This window comes from Litorisediminivivens sp. KMU-197 (assembly GCF_056858395.1).
On record NZ_JBXEQG010000018.1, the window covers coordinates 1 to 17,924 of the forward strand.

Here is a 17,924-nt window from a genome sequence, read left to right on the forward strand (position 1 = left end):
TGTTGTCAGAAACCTGTCGAACTCGTTAAACATTCCATTCACCTTTGCCGGTCTAACGTGCCGCCCCCGGCACACGCGCAAATTCGGTTGATCATCCAGAACCCGGCACGATGGCCGCGTCCGGTTTTGTCGGTTGCCAGACGGCCCGGCGCTTTCCAGCACCGGGCCCCCCACTTCCCTTCGTTCCCCATTTTTCTTAGAGCGTTGCGTCCGGTGGTCTTGGGTGGGTCTTCGAAACCGGAGGGGCACGATAGGGACATGTGGGGTTGGCTGCTCTCAAGGTCTTCGCATGGGACTAATAGCCTCCGCTTTCGCCTGCGAAGGTCGGGTCGAAGGGCGGCTGGAGCGGTTCATCGTCCCGGTACAGATACCCCAGGAGCGGAAGAACCAGCGGAAGAAGGACGAACGGGACCTGTCCGGCAACCGCATAGACGACAAGAGACTGCAGAAATCCGATCCCCATGCAGAACGCCGTCACGCCGCAGACTCCGCCGAAGAGGACTGACATGCACAGAAGGCCCACGATCATGACGGCACCATCGCGCTGTGCAGGTCCGCGGACCCACCTTGCGACTTATGCAAATACGCGAACGCGGTCGTCGCGGTAGTCCTCGGAAGCCTCTGCGGCATCGTGTCAGGGGCTGCATTCTGCAGATGGGCAAGCGCCTTGCGCCGTCCCATCCGGGCTTTCTTGGCTAGGTAAGTCACGGTCGTCTCGCTCCCATTGTCTGAACTGCTTGAAGCATTGATAGCAGTGCCGTCAGGCTGGTTCAGGACAGCGAACGTGTATCGGGACGCGCAAAAGCAGCTTCGTATATCCTTTGGATTAGACCGAGGATCCATTGGATCAATCCAACGCACGGACCCCGCCATGCCGGACACAAGGACGCCTACGGGTTCCTAAAAGGGGGAAGAAACCGGGATCGGGGCTCCGGAGTGCGGTGGATCAAGACAAGGGAAGGCGGCCTTCCATCCGACCGTACTGGCATGTAGACCTGCGGCCTGAAGGGGATCGGCTGACTCAAGCCGACGCGGCGGAGTGTATGGGTTGAATATGAACAATGCGTATCAGTCGAAGCCTGACCGTTTGCACCATGTGTGCGTCGCGCACGCGCTTCAGGGCGATCGCGTAGGATGACCCCCGAGGCCCGGATCGAAGCCGCCACCGGTTTGCTGGATGCGGTATTGGAGGGACAACCGGCCGAGCAGGCGCTGACCCGCTGGGCGCGGTCCAATCGCTATGCCGGGTCGAAGGACCGGGCGGCGGTGCGCGATCTCGTGTTCGATGCGCTGCGCAAAAAGCGCTCTTATGCGGCCCTTGGTGGCGGGTTGACAGGGCGCGGGCTCATGCTCGGCGCGCTCTTGGAGAAGGGCCTTGATCCTGAAACTGTCTTCACCGGCGCCCGGCATGCGCCGGCACCGGTGACGGAGGAAGAGGAAGCGCGTTTCGGCATACCCGACGAGGCAGAAGCCCGCGATCTGCCCGATTGGCTCTGGCCGACGTTTGCAGCGTCGCTCGGAGATGCCGCCGAAAATGAGGCGCGGCGTCTGCGTGACCGGGCGGAGGTCGATCTGCGGGTCAACTTGCTGAATACGGATCGGGCCGCGGCGCAACAGGCCTTGAGGGACGAAGGCATCGCAACCGAACCACATGCTCTGTCCCGGACCGCGTTGCGAGTGACGGATGGTGCACGACGCGTGCATCTGTCGCAGCCATATCAGGCAGGGCTTGTCGAATTGCAGGACGCCGCATCGCAGGCTGTGGTGGATCAGCTCGGGTTGACGCCGGGCCTATCGGTGCTGGATTTCTGCGCCGGTGGCGGGGGCAAGGCGCTTGCGATGGCGGCCCTGACGGCGGCACGCGTGATTGCCCATGACGCCGATCCCCGGCGGATGCGCGATATCGCGCCGCGAGCTACGCGTGCCGGAGCAGACATCATGGTCACTGAAGCGCCCGTCGGGCTTTTCGACGTGGTGCTGTGCGATGCGCCCTGTACTGGCAGCGGAAGCTGGCGCCGCGCGCCCGAGGCCAAATGGCGGCTGACCCCCGAAAAGCTGACCGCCCTCTGCGGTCAACAGGACGCTGTGCTGGACGCTGCGCAGAGCTTCGTGACGCACGGGGGCCTTCTGGCCTATGCCACCTGCTCCTTGCTGGATTGCGAGAACGGCGGGCGCATATCGGATTTCCTCGACCGGACGCCCGGCTGGAGCCGGGTTCACGAGCGCAGGTTCACGCTGGCCGACGGCGCCGACGGTTTCTACCTATGCATGTTGCGTCGCGACTGACACAGGGTATGCTCAACCCAAGCGTGAGACGATCCGGGCGACGGGGTTAACCCGCTCTTAAGTATATCCGGAGTGTAATACGCGGCAGGATGTGCCTGAACCGGAGACCGACGTGGCAGAAACCGCCAGCGCCGTAATTCTTGATACCGACCTGAGCGCCCGGTCGGATCGACGACCCATGTACCTTGTCGGCGTGGCGGTGCTGTTGATCGCGGCATCGGGTGCAGTGCTCGACGGCATTCCCGCGCTGGCCGCACTCGCGGTGGGGGCGGGCATCTTTTTCTCCGCAATGGTTCTGCATGGGGTTCAATTGCGCAGAAGACGCAAGCAGTTACGGCTTATCACCATGACGGCGGACCTGCTTGTCAACGATCCCTCGATGTCGGTCATTGCCGATGCCGATGGCGACATACGACACCTCAACCCGGCCGCTGAAATGCGGTTCAAGTCCGCGGAACGGCCCGTCCAGAATGCGCTTGGCGATGGAATTGCGGCCCTGCTGCGTGGCATGATCGCCAGCCCCGCCAGCGTGATCTACCGTCTGCAGAAAAAGGCGGACAGTCATCACGCCGCATCCGAGATGGTGACGACGCGCAGCGGTCAGGTCGCGTTGACAATGCACGACATAGGTTCGGGACTGCGGCTCTGGAGGATCGAAGAAAACCGCAATGCCGGGGCCGATCAGGCGGAATCCGGGCTTCTGCCGCGTGTCGCGGTCGGGCGTGGCGGCACCATCCTGTTCATGAACGCCGCCGCCCGGAAGCTGATTGGCAAACGGGTTTCATCGATCGACCGGCTGTGCGCCGCACCGCTTGAAAATGGGCGGGTCGCGTCCCTCGACACCGACGCGGGCTCGGTGCCGAGGCTGATATGCGAAGTCGAGTTGAGCGGCGGACGGCGAGAGATATTCTTCCTGCCGCCGCCGACCGAAAACGGCAGCAATTCGAGTTTCGACGGTCTCAGTGTCCCGCTGATGAAACTGTCGCAAAATGGCGTGGTCGTGCGGGCCAATCAGGAAGCCCTGAACCTGCTCAACCGTGAGGATGTCGTCGGGCTGACACTGGCCGACCTGATGGAGGGCCTGGGCCGTCCGGTCATCGATTGGCTTCGCGACGTGGCTGCCGGCCGCAACCAGAATCCCTCGGAATTCCTGCGCATCTCACGCCGCGACCGCGAGGTATTTGTGCAGGTGGTACTGAACCGGGTGTTCGAGAACGGCGAGCCGTCGCTGATCGCCGTGCTCAACGATGCGACCGAGCTGAAGACGCTCGAGGCCCAGTTTGTTCAAAGCCAGAAGATGCAGGCCATCGGCCAGCTTGCCGGCGGCGTCGCACATGACTTCAACAATCTGCTCACCGCGATATCCGGCCATTGCGACCTGTTGCTGCTGCGCCATGATCAGGGTGATCCCGATTACGCGGATCTGGTGCAGATCAATCAGAACGCAAACCGGGCCGCCGCGCTTGTCGGGCAGTTGCTGGCGTTCTCACGCAAGCAGACACTCTGCCCCGAGGTACTCGACCTGCGGGACACGCTGTCCGACCTGACCCACCTGCTGAATCGACTGGTAGGGGAGCGGGTCGTGCTGAAGCTCGAACACGACCCGGTGCTGCGCACCATAAGGGCAGACAAACGCCAGCTTGAGCAGGTCATGATGAACCTGGTCGTGAACGCCCGCGACGCGATGCCCGAGGGCGGCGAGATCCGTGTCACCTCGGAAGGGCTGTCGTTGCAGTCGCCCCTGAAGCGTGATCGTGCCGCTGTACCGCCGGGTGAATATGTGGTGGTCAAGATACAGGACGAAGGTGTCGGCATAGCGCCCGACATGCTGCAAAAGGTCTTTGAGCCATTCTATACCACCAAGCGAACCGGTGAAGGCACCGGGCTGGGGCTGTCGACGGTCTATGGAATCGTCAAGCAGACCGGCGGCTTCATCTTCGTCGACTCGGTGGTCGGGCAGGGAACCTGTTTCTCTCTGTTGTTTCCCGTGCATACAGAGCTTGCGCGACCCGAGGTCCCGGCGCGGCCGGAAGCAGATGAAACCACCGGCGCGCACGATTCGGATGCCGTTATCCTGCTGGTCGAAGACGAAGCACCAGTGCGGGCCTTCGCCGGCCGCGCCCTGCGCATGCGAGGCTTCAAGGTGCTCGAAGCGGCCTCGGCCGAAGAAGCGCTGGAGCTGCTGCGCGACCCGGACGTCGAGGTGGACGTTTTCGTCACCGATGTCGTCATGCCCGGGCTAGACGGACCGAGCTGGGTGCGTAGGGCGTTAGAACACCGGCCGGATGTGAAGGTGGTCTTCGTGTCGGGCTATGCGGAAGAGAGTTTCCACGACGACCAATCGAGCATACCCAACTCGATTTTCCTGCCGAAGCCATTCTCGCTGGTCGAACTCACCGAAACCGTGCAGCGCCAGTTGCACTGAAGCGCCTCACTCACCCTATGCTGTCGTAAAGCTCGAATTCGGCAGCGCATTTTCGCCGAAGCTTGGCTTCGATCCGCGGCGAAAGTTCAAGAGGCATCGAGGGAGAGACGTTCTCGCGCGGAAGATCGAGGGACACCTGAAGCCGATCTTCAAGGAAACCGATCAACCGGTCTTGAGCTTCATAGCGAAACAGATGCGTGACGCGCGTGCCGTTGGGCCGCGGTTCCAGAAACTTGGCTTGGCTTCCCACATTGGCATAGGCAGGCCTGTCGCCTTTGCAGTAACCGTCGACGAATTCATCGAAACTGAGGGAGTCGGTTGAGTTCGGCTTTCCGGCCATGAACGGCCGCTGGCGATAGCGATACCAGCTCCCCAGCCAGGAAATCGGTTCGCGCATCACGGCAAGGGTCTCCATGTTCTCGCCTCCGAACTTTTCGAACATGGGCCGGAAAAACCGGTTGTAGCGGTAGACGGGGGCGTGTTTCAGGTCAGGCGGATTTAAGATGGCAATGTCGGCACGCTGCGCGAGCGCCTTTTCGTAGGCGGATGTCCCGGTCTTCGGAACCGCCAAAAAGGCGAGGTTTTCCTTCCAGAAAACAAGCACTTGCCTTCTACTCCTTAAGCTCTGGGTGAACGCGTTCGCAAGCTTAGGCGCGGCGTTGTAAAGCGTAAACCTCTCTTTAACGATTTTACGAAAAACTCGAAACAGAACGAATTTTCTTGAAATGTTCACGTTCCCGCCGCATGTAGGAACAAGGCAAGAACATTTGGTAGCATTGCCGCCCACGGGACGGTATGAAATAAGAGGCTCAACGAATGGCAACGGCAGATCTCCTCTCCATGAACAACAAGCGCAATCCCGACAAGCAGAAGGCGCTCGACAGCGCCTTGGCTCAGATCGAACGGCAATTCGGCAAGGGTTCGATCATGAAACTCGGCGGTGAAAACGCGCTGCCTGATATCGAATCCACATCGACCGGGTCACTGGGGTTGGACATCGCCCTTGGCATCGGCGGATTGCCCAAGGGCAGGATCATCGAGATCTACGGCCCGGAATCCTCGGGCAAGACGACGCTGACGCTGCATTGCGTTGCCGAGGAACAAAAGAAGGGTGGCGTCTGCGCCTTTGTCGATGCCGAGCATGCGCTGGACCCGCAATATGCCCGCAAGCTGGGCGTCGATCTGGACGAGCTTCTGATTTCACAGCCGGACACCGGGGAGCAGGCGCTCGAGATCACCGACACCTTGGTGCGGTCCGGCGCGGTGAACATGGTGGTCGTGGATTCGGTCGCCGCACTGACCCCGAAATCAGAGCTCGAGGGCGACATGGGTGACAGCTCGGTCGGCGTGCACGCGCGCCTGATGAGCCAGGCGATGCGCAAGCTGACCGGGTCGATCAGCCGGTCGAATTGCATGGTGATCTTCATCAACCAGATCCGGATGAAAATCGGCGTCATGTTCGGAAGCCCCGAAACAACAACCGGCGGCAACGCACTGAAATTCTACAGCTCCGTCCGCCTGGATATCCGCCGCATCGGCGCCATCAAGGATCGGGACGAGGTCGTCGGCAACCAGACCCGCGTCAAGGTCGTCAAGAACAAGGTCGCTCCGCCCTTCAAGCAGGTGGAATTCGACATCATGTATGGCGAAGGCATTTCGAAGATGGGCGAATTGCTCGATCTCGGGGTCAAGGCCGGCGTGGTCGACAAGTCCGGCGCCTGGTTCAGCTATGGTGATGAACGGATCGGGCAAGGGCGCGAGAATGCCAAGACGTTCCTGCGCGAGAACAAGCGCATGGCGCTGGAGATCGAAGACAAGATCCGGGCGGCGCACGGGCTCGACTTTGACATGCCGCCCGAAGAGCAGGGCGACGAGGACGTCATGGAATCCTGACCTCGCGGTCGTAGACAGAAACTCCCTGAACGACCGGGCGCGGACATGCGGTTGAGACTCAGGAGCGGGGCGTGGCGAGGGCTGCGCCCTGGTTCGTTTCAGGACCGGCCGGTCCGGTGTGTTCCGTCCGGCCGCTTGCGATACGCGATATGAAAACACCGCCGCCGACGGGTGTCGGCAGCGGTGTGACCATCAGAATGATTTTCGAGTCTCAGGTCAGCCTGCCTTGGACATCCGCTTGCGTTCATGCGGATCGAGGTAGCGCTTGCGCAGGCGGATCGAAGAGGGCGTCACCTCGACCAGCTCGTCGTCATTGATATAGGCGATGGCCTCTTCAAGCGACAGCGTGACCGGTGTGGTCAGGCGCACGGCTTCGTCGGTGCCCGAGGCGCGGACGTTGGTCAGCTTCTTGCCTTTGAGCGGGTTCACTTCCAGGTCGTTCTCGCGCGAGTGCTCGCCGATGATCATACCCTGATACACCTTGGCCTGCGCGCCAATGAACATCTTGCCGCGGTCTTCGAGGTTCCATAGCGCATAGGCCACGGCCTCGCCGTTCTCCATCGAGATCAGAACCCCGGCGCGGCGTCCCGGAATAGGCCCCTTGTGCGCGGTCCAGCCGTGGAACACGCGGTTCAGAACGCCGGTGCCCCGGGTGTCGGTCAGAAATTCGCCGTGATAGCCGATCAACCCGCGCGATGGTACATGCGCGATGATCCGCGTCTTGCCGGCCCCGGCCGGGCGCATCTCGGCAAGGTCGCCCTTGCGCGCGCCGGTCAGCTTTTCGATCACTGCACCGGAATATTCGTCGTCAACGTCGATGGTGGCTTCCTCGACTGGTTCCATCACCTGGCCGTCGACCTCTTTCATGATCACCTGCGGACGCGAGATCGACAACTCAAACCCTTCGCGTCGCATGTTCTCGATCAGCACGCCCATCTGCAGTTCGCCACGGCCCGACACCTCAAAGGCCTCGCCACCGGGCGTATCGGCGATCTTGATGGCGACGTTCGACTCGGCCTCTTTCATCAGCCGTTCACGGATCACGCGGCTTTGGACCTTCTTGCCGTCACGCCCCGCCAAGGGCGAGTCGTTGATGCCGAAGGTGACGGTGATGGTCGGCGGGTCGATGGGCTGGGCATCCAGCGGCTCGTCCACCGCCAGTGCGCAGATGGTATCGGCCACGGTAGCCTTGGACATGCCGGCGATCGACACGATGTCACCGGCCTGCGCTTCCTCGATGTCTTGCTGGCTGAGACCGCGGAAGGCCTGGATCTTGGTAACGCGAAACTGTTCAATCTTCTGCCCGATGCGCGAAAGCGCCTGCACGGTGGCACCCACCTTCAGCTTGCCCGATTCAACACGGCCGGTCAGGATACGGCCGACGAAGGGATCGGCGCCCAGCGTGGTGGCCAGCATCCGGAAGTCCTCGTCCCGGCGCTTCAACTGCCGGGGGGCGGGGACGTGATTGACGATCAGATCGAACAGTGCCGAAAGGTCCTTGCGCGGCCCGTCCAGCTCGTGATCGGCCCATCCCGAACGGCCGCTCGCGTACATATGCGGGAAATCCAGCTGATCGTCGTCGGCATCGAGTGATGCAAATAGGTCGAAGCATTCGTCGAGCGCACGGTCGGGCTCGGCATCCGGCTTATCGACCTTGTTGAGCACCACGATCGGCCGCAGTCCCAGCGCCAGCGCCTTCGAGGTCACGAACTTTGTCTGCGGCATCGGGCCTTCGGCGGCATCGACCAGCAGCACCACGCCATCGACCATCGACAGGATGCGCTCAACCTCGCCACCGAAATCGGCGTGGCCTGGCGTGTCGACAATGTTGATCCGGTGGCCCTTCCATTCGACGGACGTCGGCTTGGCGAAGATGGTGATTCCCCGCTCGCGCTCGAGGTCGTTGGAGTCCATCGCGCGTTCTTCCACGGCCTGGTTGGCGCGGAAGGCGCCCGACTGTTTCAGAAGTTCGTCGACAAGTGTCGTCTTGCCATGGTCAACGTGTGCGATGATCGCGATATTGCGAAGGTCCATCGATGGTGCCTTTTCTCTGGGATTGGGCGCCACCTATCGCCCAAAGGCGCAATTTGCCAGAGCTAATATGTCGCGGTGCCGGAAAACAACCGGATGACCGGGCCAGCGGGGCGATCCTAGGCTGCGGACTGCGTTCTGTATAGAGGGCAGCGGCAAACGGTCAGGGCATGAAATGGTCGAACACGGTGACCCCGGACATGATCGCTTGCAAAAAGCCGCAGCGGTCCGGTCTCTGCCCCAAGTGCCCCCAGGATTTCACTGCAAAGCGGTCGGGCGCCATCATCAGGATCGGGACATTTATGGCATCGCGCGGGATCCGGCCAGACATAGCCGCCGCCTTGTCGAACGGGGCGCGGTCGGCGGCGGACAGGCTGCCGATCTGGTAGGTGTAGGCAAGGTATTCCGAAGTCGCGAGGCAATTCTCATAGGGGCAATCGACAGGATCATAGAGCGCATGCGCCAGTTCGTGCACAACGGCACTGTCATAGAGCCTGTCGACGGGAACATGTGAAAAACCACCGTCCTTGCGGCGCACATCCCGCATCCGCTCGGGCGTTAGGATCTCGATAAGCGCCTCGCCACAGTGAAACACCGCAAGACAGTCGTCCGGGAGAACCTTTTTCACTTCGATCGTCACGGGCCCGGGCAGGGCAAACCCGCATCGGGCGAAGGCGCGGATGGCCGTATCGGCCGCGCGACAGGTCTTGCGCGTCAACGTCTCGGACGGGGCCTCGACGAGGATCTGACCGGTCACGCAGGGATCCTCGGCGGCGGCCGGCAACGCGGCGATCGTAAGGGCTAGAAAGGACAGAGCAAACCGGGCCATCTCGGCAGCATAGCAAAAACCGGGCGCTGCGCCTAATGTGTGGCGGTGTCGGAAAACAGCTGGATCACCGCGATGCCGCCGACGATCAGGCCCATGCCGATCACCGCAGGCAGGTCGAGCTTCTGCGAGAATACGAAGTACCCGATCAGCGCGATGAACAGGATGCCCAGCCCCGACCACAGCGCATAGGCCACGCCTACCGGGATCGTCCGCAGGCAGAGCGCGAGGAAGTAGAACGCCAACCCATAAGCCACCAGCACGATTACCGAGGGCCAGAGCCGGGTGAATTGCTGGCTGGCCTGCAAGGCCGATGTGCCGGCGGTCTCGAAAGCGACGGCGATGACAAGGGCAATATAGGCTGGCATGGCGAAACTCCGGTCGATCCTGCTCGTCCCGACCGCAGCTTCATCTTTTCGAAATCACGTCGGGGTCCGGGGCAGAGCCCCGGTCCGACGTGTCACAAAAGCGCTAATCGGGCAAGTGGATCGGCAACCGTCTGCGTATCTCGGCGTCGACTGATCGCGCAAGCCGCGCCGGGGCGCGAGTGGCAAGGATCTGTTCTTTCCGCGCCGTGGCATTCCTCAGCAGGTCCGGGCGCTGGTTCTCTTCCCATTCCTTGGGCGAAGAGCGATCGCCGAGCGCCGGATAGACATAGTCGGTTTGCATCAGCCCCAGCGTCTGGTCGGTGCCAAGGTAATGGCCCGGCCCGTTCAGGCAGACATCGCGGATCACCTCGACCGAAACATTGTCCTCGGTCACCTCGATTCCACGGGTGCAGCGCAGCGCCTGCCCGATCAGGTCGTCGCCGAGGATCAGGCTTTCATGGCAGAAGCCCAGCAGCGAGGCATGCATCCCTGCGGCCTCGTAGACCATGTTCAGCCCGGAGAGCCCGGCCATCACGTTCGAGCACATCTGCTCCCAACCGGCCTGCATGTCGGGCAGCTTGGCATCTGCAATGCCCGCCGCCGCGCCGCCCGGAAGGTCGTAGAGATGATGCATCTGCGCGCATCCCGCCGTCAGCAGCGCCTGTTCACCCGAACCGCCCGACATCGCCCCTGTGCGCAGGTCGCTGACGAAGGGCCAGGTGCCGAAGATCGCCGGGTGTCCGGGCTGGATGGCATGCACGTAGACCAGCCCGGCCAGACATTCGGCAACGGCCTGAGTGATCGCGCCGGCGATCGAAGCGGGCGCCGTGGCACCGGCCTGTCCGGCGCTCAGCAGCAGGACGGGTATGCCGCCGCGGATGCATTCTTCCATCACGAGGCAGCTTTCGGTGGCGAACTTCATCGGCGGCACGACGAAGCAGTTGGAATTGGACATGAAGGGGCGTGCCCGCCATGCGTCCTCGCCACCTGCCACAAGGTGCAGCATCTCAAGCGCCGGGCCGACGTTTGACGCCTCGGTGAAGGAGGTCCCGATGTGCTTGGTGGTGCCAGACACGCAGGCATAGGCGGTGTTGATGTCCATCTCGAAGGGGTCTGGAACATCGCGCGGCACCATGGGGCGCTGGACGAAGTGGATGTTGTCGAGCGTGTCGGCGATCCGCGCGGCGTCATGCAGGTCCTGCAGTGTGCTTTCGCGGTACTGGCGGCCGTGAACGTCCACCATGTGGACGGCAGCGCCGGCAGTACCGAAATGCACCTTGGAACCTGTCAGATGCAGATCATGCGCGGGGTCGCGGCCATAAAGCGTGATCTCGCGGTTGGCCTTGGCGATGGTGTCCTCGATCAGTCCGGGCGAAAATCGCACACGGCCATCTTCACCATGCAGGGCACCGGCGGCGGTCATGGCCTTAATGCCGCTTTCTGGCGCATCGGCAAGCCCGACAGTTTCGAGCAACTCCAGCGCGGCAGCGTGGATGCGTGCCATCTGGGCTTCGGTCAGCGGGCGAAAGGTGCCTCCGGTCATGCCGGGCCGGATGGGGCGCAGGTGATCGGCGAGTTTCGCGGCACGCGCCGCGCGACGGGCGGCGCGGCCGCCGGCGCGGGCCTGCTTGGGGTGGGAAAGGTCTCTCATGTCGGGCTCCGAAAGGGAAAGGGGCAGGGGGCTCTCAGGTTGCCCCTGGCCGTCCCCGGGCCGCCCTCCCGCGGCGGGCCCCGATGGTCCTGACGACGATGTTCAGACGACACTGGCTGTTTGCCATGCGGAACTCTCCCAGTCTGAAACACAGCCTTTCGCAGACCGGCAGGGGCGTCTGCGCCGTTTGCGACATCAAGTCGTTTTCAGGCCGGCGTCGGAAAAAAACCCGCACATCCATGATGTGCGGGCCAGTTGCCAGGTTGGTCATGACAATTAGGGCGTCAGACCGGACGGTAGAGACTGTGGATCAGGCTGGGATGTCGGACCGGACCTCTTCGGCCGGCCTCGGGGCTGTCCCCGCCGCTGTCGCGGGCGCGGGTTCGTTCTGCAGGTAGGTCTCCATGCTGTCGTCGAGCGCGTCCTTCCATGGGGTGTGGTGCACCGGGGCCATGGTGCCGGTCATCACCGACCGGTAGCAATTGTTGCGGAAGCCCATGATGTCCTGCACCTTGTGTGTCTTCCATTCGTAGAAGGCTTGGCAGGCGCCGGCGATGTCAAAACTTGGATAGTCGGTCTCTCCCACCAGTTCCTCGATATAGTCGGCCTGATAGCGGATCGCGTATTTCACGTCGTCGCTGGCCTCTTCACGGGCTTCGCGCTCTGCGACATCGGCGAGCATGTCCTCCTTGGAGACTTCCGAGATATCGATCTTGCCCAAGATCGCGTCGCGCACCCACCAGGCCTGCGCGTCGAACATGTTGAAGGTGAACCACTGGTCCTGCATCCCGAGATAGAACAACTTGGGATTGTGGACGTAGACCACGCCTTTGTAGAGGTCCGCTGCGGCCAGCCGGTTGGCGGTTTTCAGGCGCAGGTCGTCAGGCAGGAAGTTGAAGAAGTGCTTGTAACCCGTGCACAGGATGATGGCGTCGACGTCTTTTGTGGTGCCGTCCGAGAAGAACACCGTATTGCCGTCGACCTTTTGCATGGCGGGCTTTTCTTCCCAGTTGTCCGGCCACCTGAAGCCCATGGGCGCGGAGCGATAGCACGACGTGACTGTCTTTGCGCCGTATTTCCAGCATTGCGACCCGATATCTTCGGCCGAATAGGAAGAGCCCACGACAAGGATGTCCTTGCCAGTGAATTCGCGCGCGTCGCGGAAGTCATGGGCATGGACAAGACGCCCGTTGAAGCTTTCGAAGCCTTCGTAATACGGCACGTTGGGCGTCGAGAAGTGGCCCGAGGCGCAGATCACGCGATCGAATTCCTCGGAATAGACCGAATCCTTGGCGTGGTCGTGCACGGTGACGGTGAACCGGGCCGAAGCTTCGTCGTAGTCGATCCAGCGCACCGCCGTGTTGAAACGTATCCAGTCGCGGACGCCGGCCTTTTTCACGCGGCCTTCGATGTAGTCGAACAGCACGGCGCGGGGCGGGTATGAAGCGATCTGTTTGCCGAAGTGCTCCTCGAAGGAATAATCAGCGAACTCGAGGCCCTCTTTCGGACCGTTCGACCAGAGATAGCGGTACATGGAGCAGTGGACCGGCTCGCCGTTGTCATCGAGACCGGTGCGCCAAGTGTAATTCCAAAGGCCGCCCCAGTTATCCTGCTTTTCGAAGCAGACGATCTCAGGGATGGCCTCGCCCTTGGCCGAGGCGGACTGGAAGGCGCGAAGCTGCGCGAGACCCGAGGGGCCGGCACCGATGATCGCGACGCGTTTGCTGGTCATGTCTGTCTCCCATGGTAGATGGCTAAATTGGTTCTTTTTGGTTGGACCAACTTTCGCCTGTGGTTGGGCTTCGTGTCAACATGTTTTCATCACAGCCAGGAAATATACCTGCCAATAAAAGGTAAAGAGCTTTTGACTTGCGCAAGTTGGGTGGTAGAAAATGGTATGCTCAGCTCCAGCTTCGCGCACCGCATCGCCGTCACCTCGCTTTTTCCCAATGACCGGGTCGGCATGGACGATCCCGTCAGCATCGGGTTTCTTGCGCCGCTCAGTGGTCCGGTCAGTTCGTGGGGGCTGCCGGGGCTGAATGGGGTGCAGCTCTGGGCGGAATGGTTGAACAAGGCCGGCGGCATCCTGATCCGCGGGCGGCGCTATCCGCTGCGCATCGTGCCCTACGATTGCGGCTATGATCCCGAACTGGCGATGGAAGGCGCGCGGCATCTGGTGCTGACCGAGCAGGTCAAGCTGCTGATGATGCTTGGCGGCGACACGTTCACGCCACTGCGGGGATTCCTGAACGAAAACAGGGTGTTGACATCGACACTCCTGCCCAGCGACCTATCGCCTGACACCCGCTATCTGATCGCGCCGTCAGAGGTGCACCCGTTCTACAACGTCACCGGCGTTGACTGGTTGGCGCAGAACGAACCCGAGCGGCAGCGCATCGCGATGTGCAGCCAGACCGATGCCTTGGGGCTGCCATCTACCGCCACCTACCGCGCAGCATTCGAGGCAGCGGGGCTGCCGGTGGTCAAGGATATCCAGTACGCGCCGGACCAGACCGACGTGGCGGCGATCGTCGACCCGATGCTGGCCGAAGCGCCGGACGTCCTGTGCTGGTGCACCAGTCATACGCCGATGGTCCACGCGATGACGGAATATGCGCACGCGAAAGGCTTCGAGGGTCGGATACTGTCCTGCACCCTGGACGATTACGAACGGCTGGTTGCGCGCACCTCCGGCGGTTTCATGGACGGCACGATCTTCCAGTTCCCCGACTTCGACGATCCTAAGCTGGCGAAGAAGGCGTTTTTCTTCAATCGCCCCAGTGCCTTCTTCAAGGAATACAATGCCCGCTACCCCGGAACCTGGAGTGCGGTGAGTTGGGAATACGTAGCGATCCTCGAGATCTGGCACGCTGCGGTCGAACAGGTGGCCTCGGTTCATCCGGTCTCGGTTCTGACCTCGATGAAGCAGATGGAACCGGTGACCCATGCCTTCGGCCCGGCGCGCTGGTGGGGCGAGCAGATGTTCGGCATCGATAACGCACTGATCGGCGATTGGCCGGTGGTACGGATCAGGGAGGGCAGGGCGCGAATCGCTGAATTCCGTTCGGTTCCCGACTGGCTAGACCGGCACGAGGCGTTGCTGCACGATCACATGGAAAAGGTTGGCCAGCTCTGGCAGCAACGGATTGAGACCGGCCTGCAACCGACCGGTCTGGCGGCACGCGACATGGCGGACTGACACCGCTCAGCCGTCGTGCAGGAAGAGCTTCTGTTCCTCGACGAGATGCAACTTTATGATTTCGACCGCGGCTTCGACGTCGCGGGTGGCGATGGCGTTGAACAGTGAGTTGAAGCGCGTCTGATACGCCTGAATGCGTCCCGGCGTCAGCCGCTTGCGCATCAGCGCGGTGCGGAAACTCTGTCGGCAAACCTCGATCGTCAGCTCGTAACAGGCCTCAAGCAGCGGGTTGCGTGTGGCGCGCGCGATGGCCCGATAGAACTCTTCCTCGCAGCGGATGAACTCGTTCAGGTCGGTGCGGACGCTTTCGATCTGCACCACCACTTGGGCCAGCCCGTCAAGATCCTTCGGCGTCATGTTCATCACCGCCATGCGGACCATCTCGGGTTCGATGATCGAGCGAACGATCAGGTGGTCGAGCGGGCTGGTGCGTTCGCCGACCGATCCGGGAGCAGGGGCCTCGATGCTGTGTGAGCGATAGGTGACGAAGCTGCCGCTGCCCTGACGCCGGCGGATCATCTCGCGGCTTTCCAGCACATCAAGTGCCTCGCGCACTGTATTGCGGGACACGCCCAGTTCGGCGGCCAGCGCACGTTCGCTGGGCAGGCGGGAATCCGGCGGGTATTCTCCCGACTGGATGCGCACGAAGAGCTTGTTGACCACGATGCGAACGGTCTCGCCGATACTTTGGTCGGCCGGAAAAGTGACGCCTGTGGTCTGGTTCATGGCTCTGCCCTCGTAAAGCACCAATTCCAACATGGTACGCCATTGGTCCAGCCCGCCACAAGCTACAAGCGAAAAAGGTCCCGGCACTGTGACCGGGGCCTCTTTTGCATAAGTCCGATCGCTTATTCCGCCGGGGTTCCTGCCGGGGTCGCGACGCTCGGGGCCGGTGATGCGCCATGGCTGCTGCGCGGCACGTTGTCGGCATGGGTGGCCACATCCGGCTCCAGCCCCCAATAGGCCATGTCGAGCCCGTCGATCTGGTCGTCCTCGTCGACACGCAGGCCCACCGTGGCTTTCAGGATTACCGACAGCACCAGCGCCGTCACCACCCCGGTGCCAAGGCAGACCGCGATGCCCACAAGCTGCATCACCAGCGAGATCTCACCGTGCTGGAAGGCATAGGCACCTTCCTCGATACCAAGGTAGCCCCCGCGCGGCGTACCGGCCTTGAACAGGCCCACCATGACCATGCCGAAGATGCCTGCGCCGATGAACAGCGGGAACAGCTTGTGTTCATCGATGCCGCGCTTGAGCGTGAACTCGTAGACGAGATAGGCGGCAAAGGGCGCGGCAAGCCCAACGATGAAAGCCTGCCACGGCAGGTAGACGTCGAAGCCCGAAGCCCCGGCGACATAACCGGCAAGCGGCCCCAGCAGCGTGTAGGCATAATTGCCCGATTTGTAGGCCAAAATCATCCCGGTGATCGCGCCGCCGGCCCAGACCAACGCATAGTTGTTGATCGCGACACCGACACTGGTTTCCGCCATGGTCACGCTGACCGCCAGCGCCTCGGGATCGAAGAAGAACAGGCACGACAGGATCACCATCGGCAGACCGGCAAAGATCATCAGCAGGCCGGGCGCCGCCAGCCCGATGCTTGGGGCAAGGTATTTCGAAACCCGGGCGTGCGGTGCCATCATGCCGGGACGCGCGCCCAGCATCGGGGTGAAGACCAGCGCCATGCCGGCGGGGAACATATACACGAAGCCCACGCCGAAGAAGTCATGAAAGCCCGCGTTGGTCAGCGGACCGACCGAGCCCCAAGTGGCGTAGCTGAGGATCGACGACACCACGGTGGCCACCACACAGGTGATGTAATAGGCCGAGGGCTTCATCCGTTCGGACACCGAGAAATGCAGCAGGATGTTGATGATCCCGGCAAAGACAGCGAGGAAGAAGACGAAGATTTGGAAGGTGTTCAGCCCCGGAAAGATCGCCGGATCGACTTTGTGCGCCAACGCGTTGGTCATGCCGCCGCCCAGCCACCAGTCCTTTAGCGAATCCATGACCGTCGCCTCGACCATGACGTAATACTGCGCCGCCCAGAAGCCGAAGCCGATCACGTAGTAAGTGGCGAACCCGAGGAAGAAGCCCAGTGTCTTCTCTATGGTCGAATTGAACAGGTTCTTGCGCCGCGCGGTGCCCGCGTCGATCAGCAGAAGCCCGACCACCACAAGGATGGCGCCCACCGTGCCGGATGCGTAAAGCAAGTTCTGCACCAGCGCATTCAGCGTGACTTGTTCGGCGTAAATGTTACTTACGTCGAGTGACATTCGATATTCCCCCGTTGTTTGTTGTGCGCCGGCCTGTGTGCCGACGGGTTGAGCCGATGGCGAAGACCCCCTCCGGGGTCGCCGCGTTGGCAGGCTTGAACCAATTTAAACCAGCTTGGGAGGTTGGTTGGGTTCTGGACCAATAATGACAGCAATCGGTCTTCGATCAAACAAAACATTAACCCTAGGGAAATATTTTTGACGTTCAGGGGCGATCGAATGGCGCTAATAGACGTGGCTGCGCTATGTTAAACAAAGTTTTTACAAGAACTTAGGTTCTGTTTTCTAGGGTTGTGGGTGGGCGCTGATCAGATCCCGAAATTGGTTCTATTTTGGTCGTTCAGCATCAACGACGCGCGCTCGGCCACGCTGCAATCACTGCACTTGTAAAAGGTTTTTAACACTTTCGAAACATTGTCCCGCTAGATTCGCGCTGTCGATCTCGATCAGCAGCTTGAGCCTACCGGAGTCTGTCATCGTGACTAACCTTGCCTACCGAACCGGCCTGCTGCGTGACCCCGTAACGGCCGGATTGCGCCCCGTATGCAGCGGGAACCTGCGCCGACCGGCCATCGGCCGCCGTGCCGACGAGCAACCGGTGTCGAAGTGTGCAGGCATGGTGACGTCATGATCGTCGGTCTGCTTGTCCTCTCGGTTCTCCTTGGCAGCCTCGGTGGCGTGACAGCCTACATTTCCGGCTGCAGCGTCCTTGTGTCCTTAGGCATCTACGCCGCCGCGGCGCAGATCCCGGTTCTGGTCGTCGTGCTGAGCGCGCGGTCCCACGGGGCGGTTCGATAGCGGCGGATGAGAGTGAGCGCAAATTTTGGGCCCGATCTGTCTGCACAGACCTGAGGGGCCACTCGGCTGTGGGACGTATCGCCGGCCTCGCCCCACGGTTCTGATGGCGATTGATAGGTAGGGTGACGTAGGGTGCACAGTGGTGGTCTCTTGCGATTGCAGAACGTC

Annotated in this window: 13 protein-coding genes; 5 read left to right on the forward strand and 8 right to left on the reverse strand. The window is 61.8% G+C overall.

Going from position 1 to position 17,924, the window contains the following annotated elements; all coding sequences use genetic code 11:
• Positions 1 to 289: 289 nt before the first annotated feature.
• From AC04PT_RS19550 to AC04PT_RS19560, 3 genes are all read left to right on the forward strand, one after another.
• Positions 290 to 505 (forward strand): hypothetical protein, encoded by a 216-nt coding sequence (locus tag AC04PT_RS19550; RefSeq protein WP_482875471.1) that lies wholly within the window; start codon positions 290 to 292, stop codon positions 503 to 505.
• Between the two features lie 629 nt (positions 506 to 1,134).
• Complete coding sequence (locus tag AC04PT_RS19555) at positions 1,135 to 2,286, forward strand: RsmB/NOP family class I SAM-dependent RNA methyltransferase (protein ID WP_482875472.1); 1,152 nt, start codon at positions 1,135 to 1,137, stop codon at positions 2,284 to 2,286.
• A gap of 178 nt (positions 2,287 to 2,464) precedes the next feature.
• The gene (locus tag AC04PT_RS19560; protein ID WP_482875483.1) at positions 2,465 to 4,711 is read left to right on the forward strand and encodes an ATP-binding protein; all 2,247 of its coding nucleotides are present in this window, start codon (positions 2,465 to 2,467) and stop codon (positions 4,709 to 4,711) included.
• A gap of 10 nt (positions 4,712 to 4,721) precedes the next feature.
• Here AC04PT_RS19560 and AC04PT_RS19565 read toward each other — a convergent pair whose 3' ends face one another.
• Positions 4,722 to 5,315, reverse strand: coding sequence for a gamma-glutamyl kinase (locus tag AC04PT_RS19565; RefSeq protein ID WP_482875473.1), 594 nt, complete (start codon positions 5,313 to 5,315; stop codon positions 4,722 to 4,724).
• 212 nt (positions 5,316 to 5,527) lie between these two features.
• Between AC04PT_RS19565 and recA the strand changes: the two genes are divergently transcribed.
• On the forward strand, positions 5,528 to 6,604 hold the full coding sequence (recA, locus tag AC04PT_RS19570) for a recombinase RecA (RefSeq protein ID WP_482875474.1): 1,077 nt from the start codon (positions 5,528 to 5,530) through the stop codon (positions 6,602 to 6,604).
• A 216-nt stretch (positions 6,605 to 6,820) separates the two neighbouring features.
• On the opposite strand, the gene typA is transcribed toward recA, so the two are convergent.
• From typA to AC04PT_RS19595, 5 genes are all read right to left on the reverse strand, one after another.
• Positions 6,821 to 8,638 (reverse strand): translational GTPase TypA, encoded by a 1,818-nt coding sequence (gene typA, locus AC04PT_RS19575; protein WP_482875475.1) that lies wholly within the window; start codon positions 8,636 to 8,638, stop codon positions 6,821 to 6,823.
• A gap of 160 nt (positions 8,639 to 8,798) precedes the next feature.
• Positions 8,799 to 9,464 carry a DUF6639 family protein gene (locus tag AC04PT_RS19580; protein WP_482875476.1) on the reverse strand — a complete coding sequence of 222 codons (666 nt, stop codon included), beginning with the start codon at positions 9,462 to 9,464 and terminating at the stop codon, positions 8,799 to 8,801.
• 32 nt (positions 9,465 to 9,496) lie between these two features.
• Entirely contained in the window at positions 9,497 to 9,829 is a 333-nt protein-coding gene (locus AC04PT_RS19585; protein ID WP_482875477.1) for a DMT family transporter, read from the reverse strand.
• Positions 9,830 to 9,932: 103 nt separating this feature from the next.
• A complete protein-coding gene (locus AC04PT_RS19590; protein WP_482875478.1) occupies positions 9,933 to 11,480 on the reverse strand; it encodes a trimethylamine methyltransferase family protein in 1,548 nt (515 codons plus the stop codon).
• A 310-nt stretch (positions 11,481 to 11,790) separates the two neighbouring features.
• The gene (locus tag AC04PT_RS19595) at positions 11,791 to 13,212 is read right to left on the reverse strand and encodes a flavin-containing monooxygenase (protein WP_482875479.1); all 1,422 of its coding nucleotides are present in this window, start codon (positions 13,210 to 13,212) and stop codon (positions 11,791 to 11,793) included.
• A gap of 165 nt (positions 13,213 to 13,377) precedes the next feature.
• On the opposite strand from AC04PT_RS19595, the gene AC04PT_RS19600 reads away from it, so the two are divergent.
• A complete protein-coding gene (locus tag AC04PT_RS19600; protein ID WP_482875480.1) occupies positions 13,378 to 14,679 on the forward strand; it encodes an ABC transporter substrate-binding protein in 1,302 nt (433 codons plus the stop codon).
• 6 nt (positions 14,680 to 14,685) lie between these two features.
• Here the strand turns inward: AC04PT_RS19600 and AC04PT_RS19605 are convergent, their stop codons facing one another.
• Together AC04PT_RS19605 and AC04PT_RS19610 are read right to left on the reverse strand one after the other, a co-directional pair.
• Positions 14,686 to 15,405, reverse strand: a complete 720-nt coding sequence (locus tag AC04PT_RS19605; protein WP_482875481.1) for a FadR/GntR family transcriptional regulator — start codon at positions 15,403 to 15,405, stop codon at positions 14,686 to 14,688.
• Positions 15,406 to 15,527: 122 nt separating this feature from the next.
• Positions 15,528 to 16,958, reverse strand: coding sequence for an ammonium transporter (locus tag AC04PT_RS19610; protein ID WP_482875482.1), 1,431 nt, complete (start codon positions 16,956 to 16,958; stop codon positions 15,528 to 15,530).
• Between the last annotated feature and the right edge of the window lie 966 nt (positions 16,959 to 17,924).

Excerpts from the sequence above, each read along its gene's own strand:
- recA (WP_482875474.1), top strand. The coding sequence starts at position 5,528 with ATGGCAACGGCAGATCTCCTCTCCATGAACAACAAGCGCAATCCCGAC.
- AC04PT_RS19595 (WP_482875479.1), bottom strand. The coding sequence starts at position 13,212 with ATGACCAGCAAACGCGTCGCGATCATCGGTGCCGGCCCCTCGGGTCTC.
- AC04PT_RS19550 (WP_482875471.1), top strand. The coding sequence starts at position 290 with ATGGGACTAATAGCCTCCGCTTTCGCCTGCGAAGGTCGGGTCGAAGGG.
- AC04PT_RS19600 (WP_482875480.1), top strand. The coding sequence starts at position 13,378 with ATGCTCAGCTCCAGCTTCGCGCACCGCATCGCCGTCACCTCGCTTTTT.
- AC04PT_RS19590 (WP_482875478.1), bottom strand. The coding sequence starts at position 11,480 with ATGAGAGACCTTTCCCACCCCAAGCAGGCCCGCGCCGGCGGCCGCGCC.
- AC04PT_RS19605 (WP_482875481.1), bottom strand. The coding sequence starts at position 15,405 with ATGAACCAGACCACAGGCGTCACTTTTCCGGCCGACCAAAGTATCGGC.
- AC04PT_RS19580 (WP_482875476.1), bottom strand. The coding sequence starts at position 9,464 with ATGGCCCGGTTTGCTCTGTCCTTTCTAGCCCTTACGATCGCCGCGTTG.
- AC04PT_RS19610 (WP_482875482.1), bottom strand. The coding sequence starts at position 16,958 with ATGTCACTCGACGTAAGTAACATTTACGCCGAACAAGTCACGCTGAAT.
- AC04PT_RS19585 (WP_482875477.1), bottom strand. The coding sequence starts at position 9,829 with ATGCCAGCCTATATTGCCCTTGTCATCGCCGTCGCTTTCGAGACCGCC.
- AC04PT_RS19555 (WP_482875472.1), top strand. The coding sequence starts at position 1,135 with ATGACCCCCGAGGCCCGGATCGAAGCCGCCACCGGTTTGCTGGATGCG.
- AC04PT_RS19560 (WP_482875483.1), top strand. The coding sequence starts at position 2,465 with ATGTACCTTGTCGGCGTGGCGGTGCTGTTGATCGCGGCATCGGGTGCA.
- typA (WP_482875475.1), bottom strand. The coding sequence starts at position 8,638 with ATGGACCTTCGCAATATCGCGATCATCGCACACGTTGACCATGGCAAG.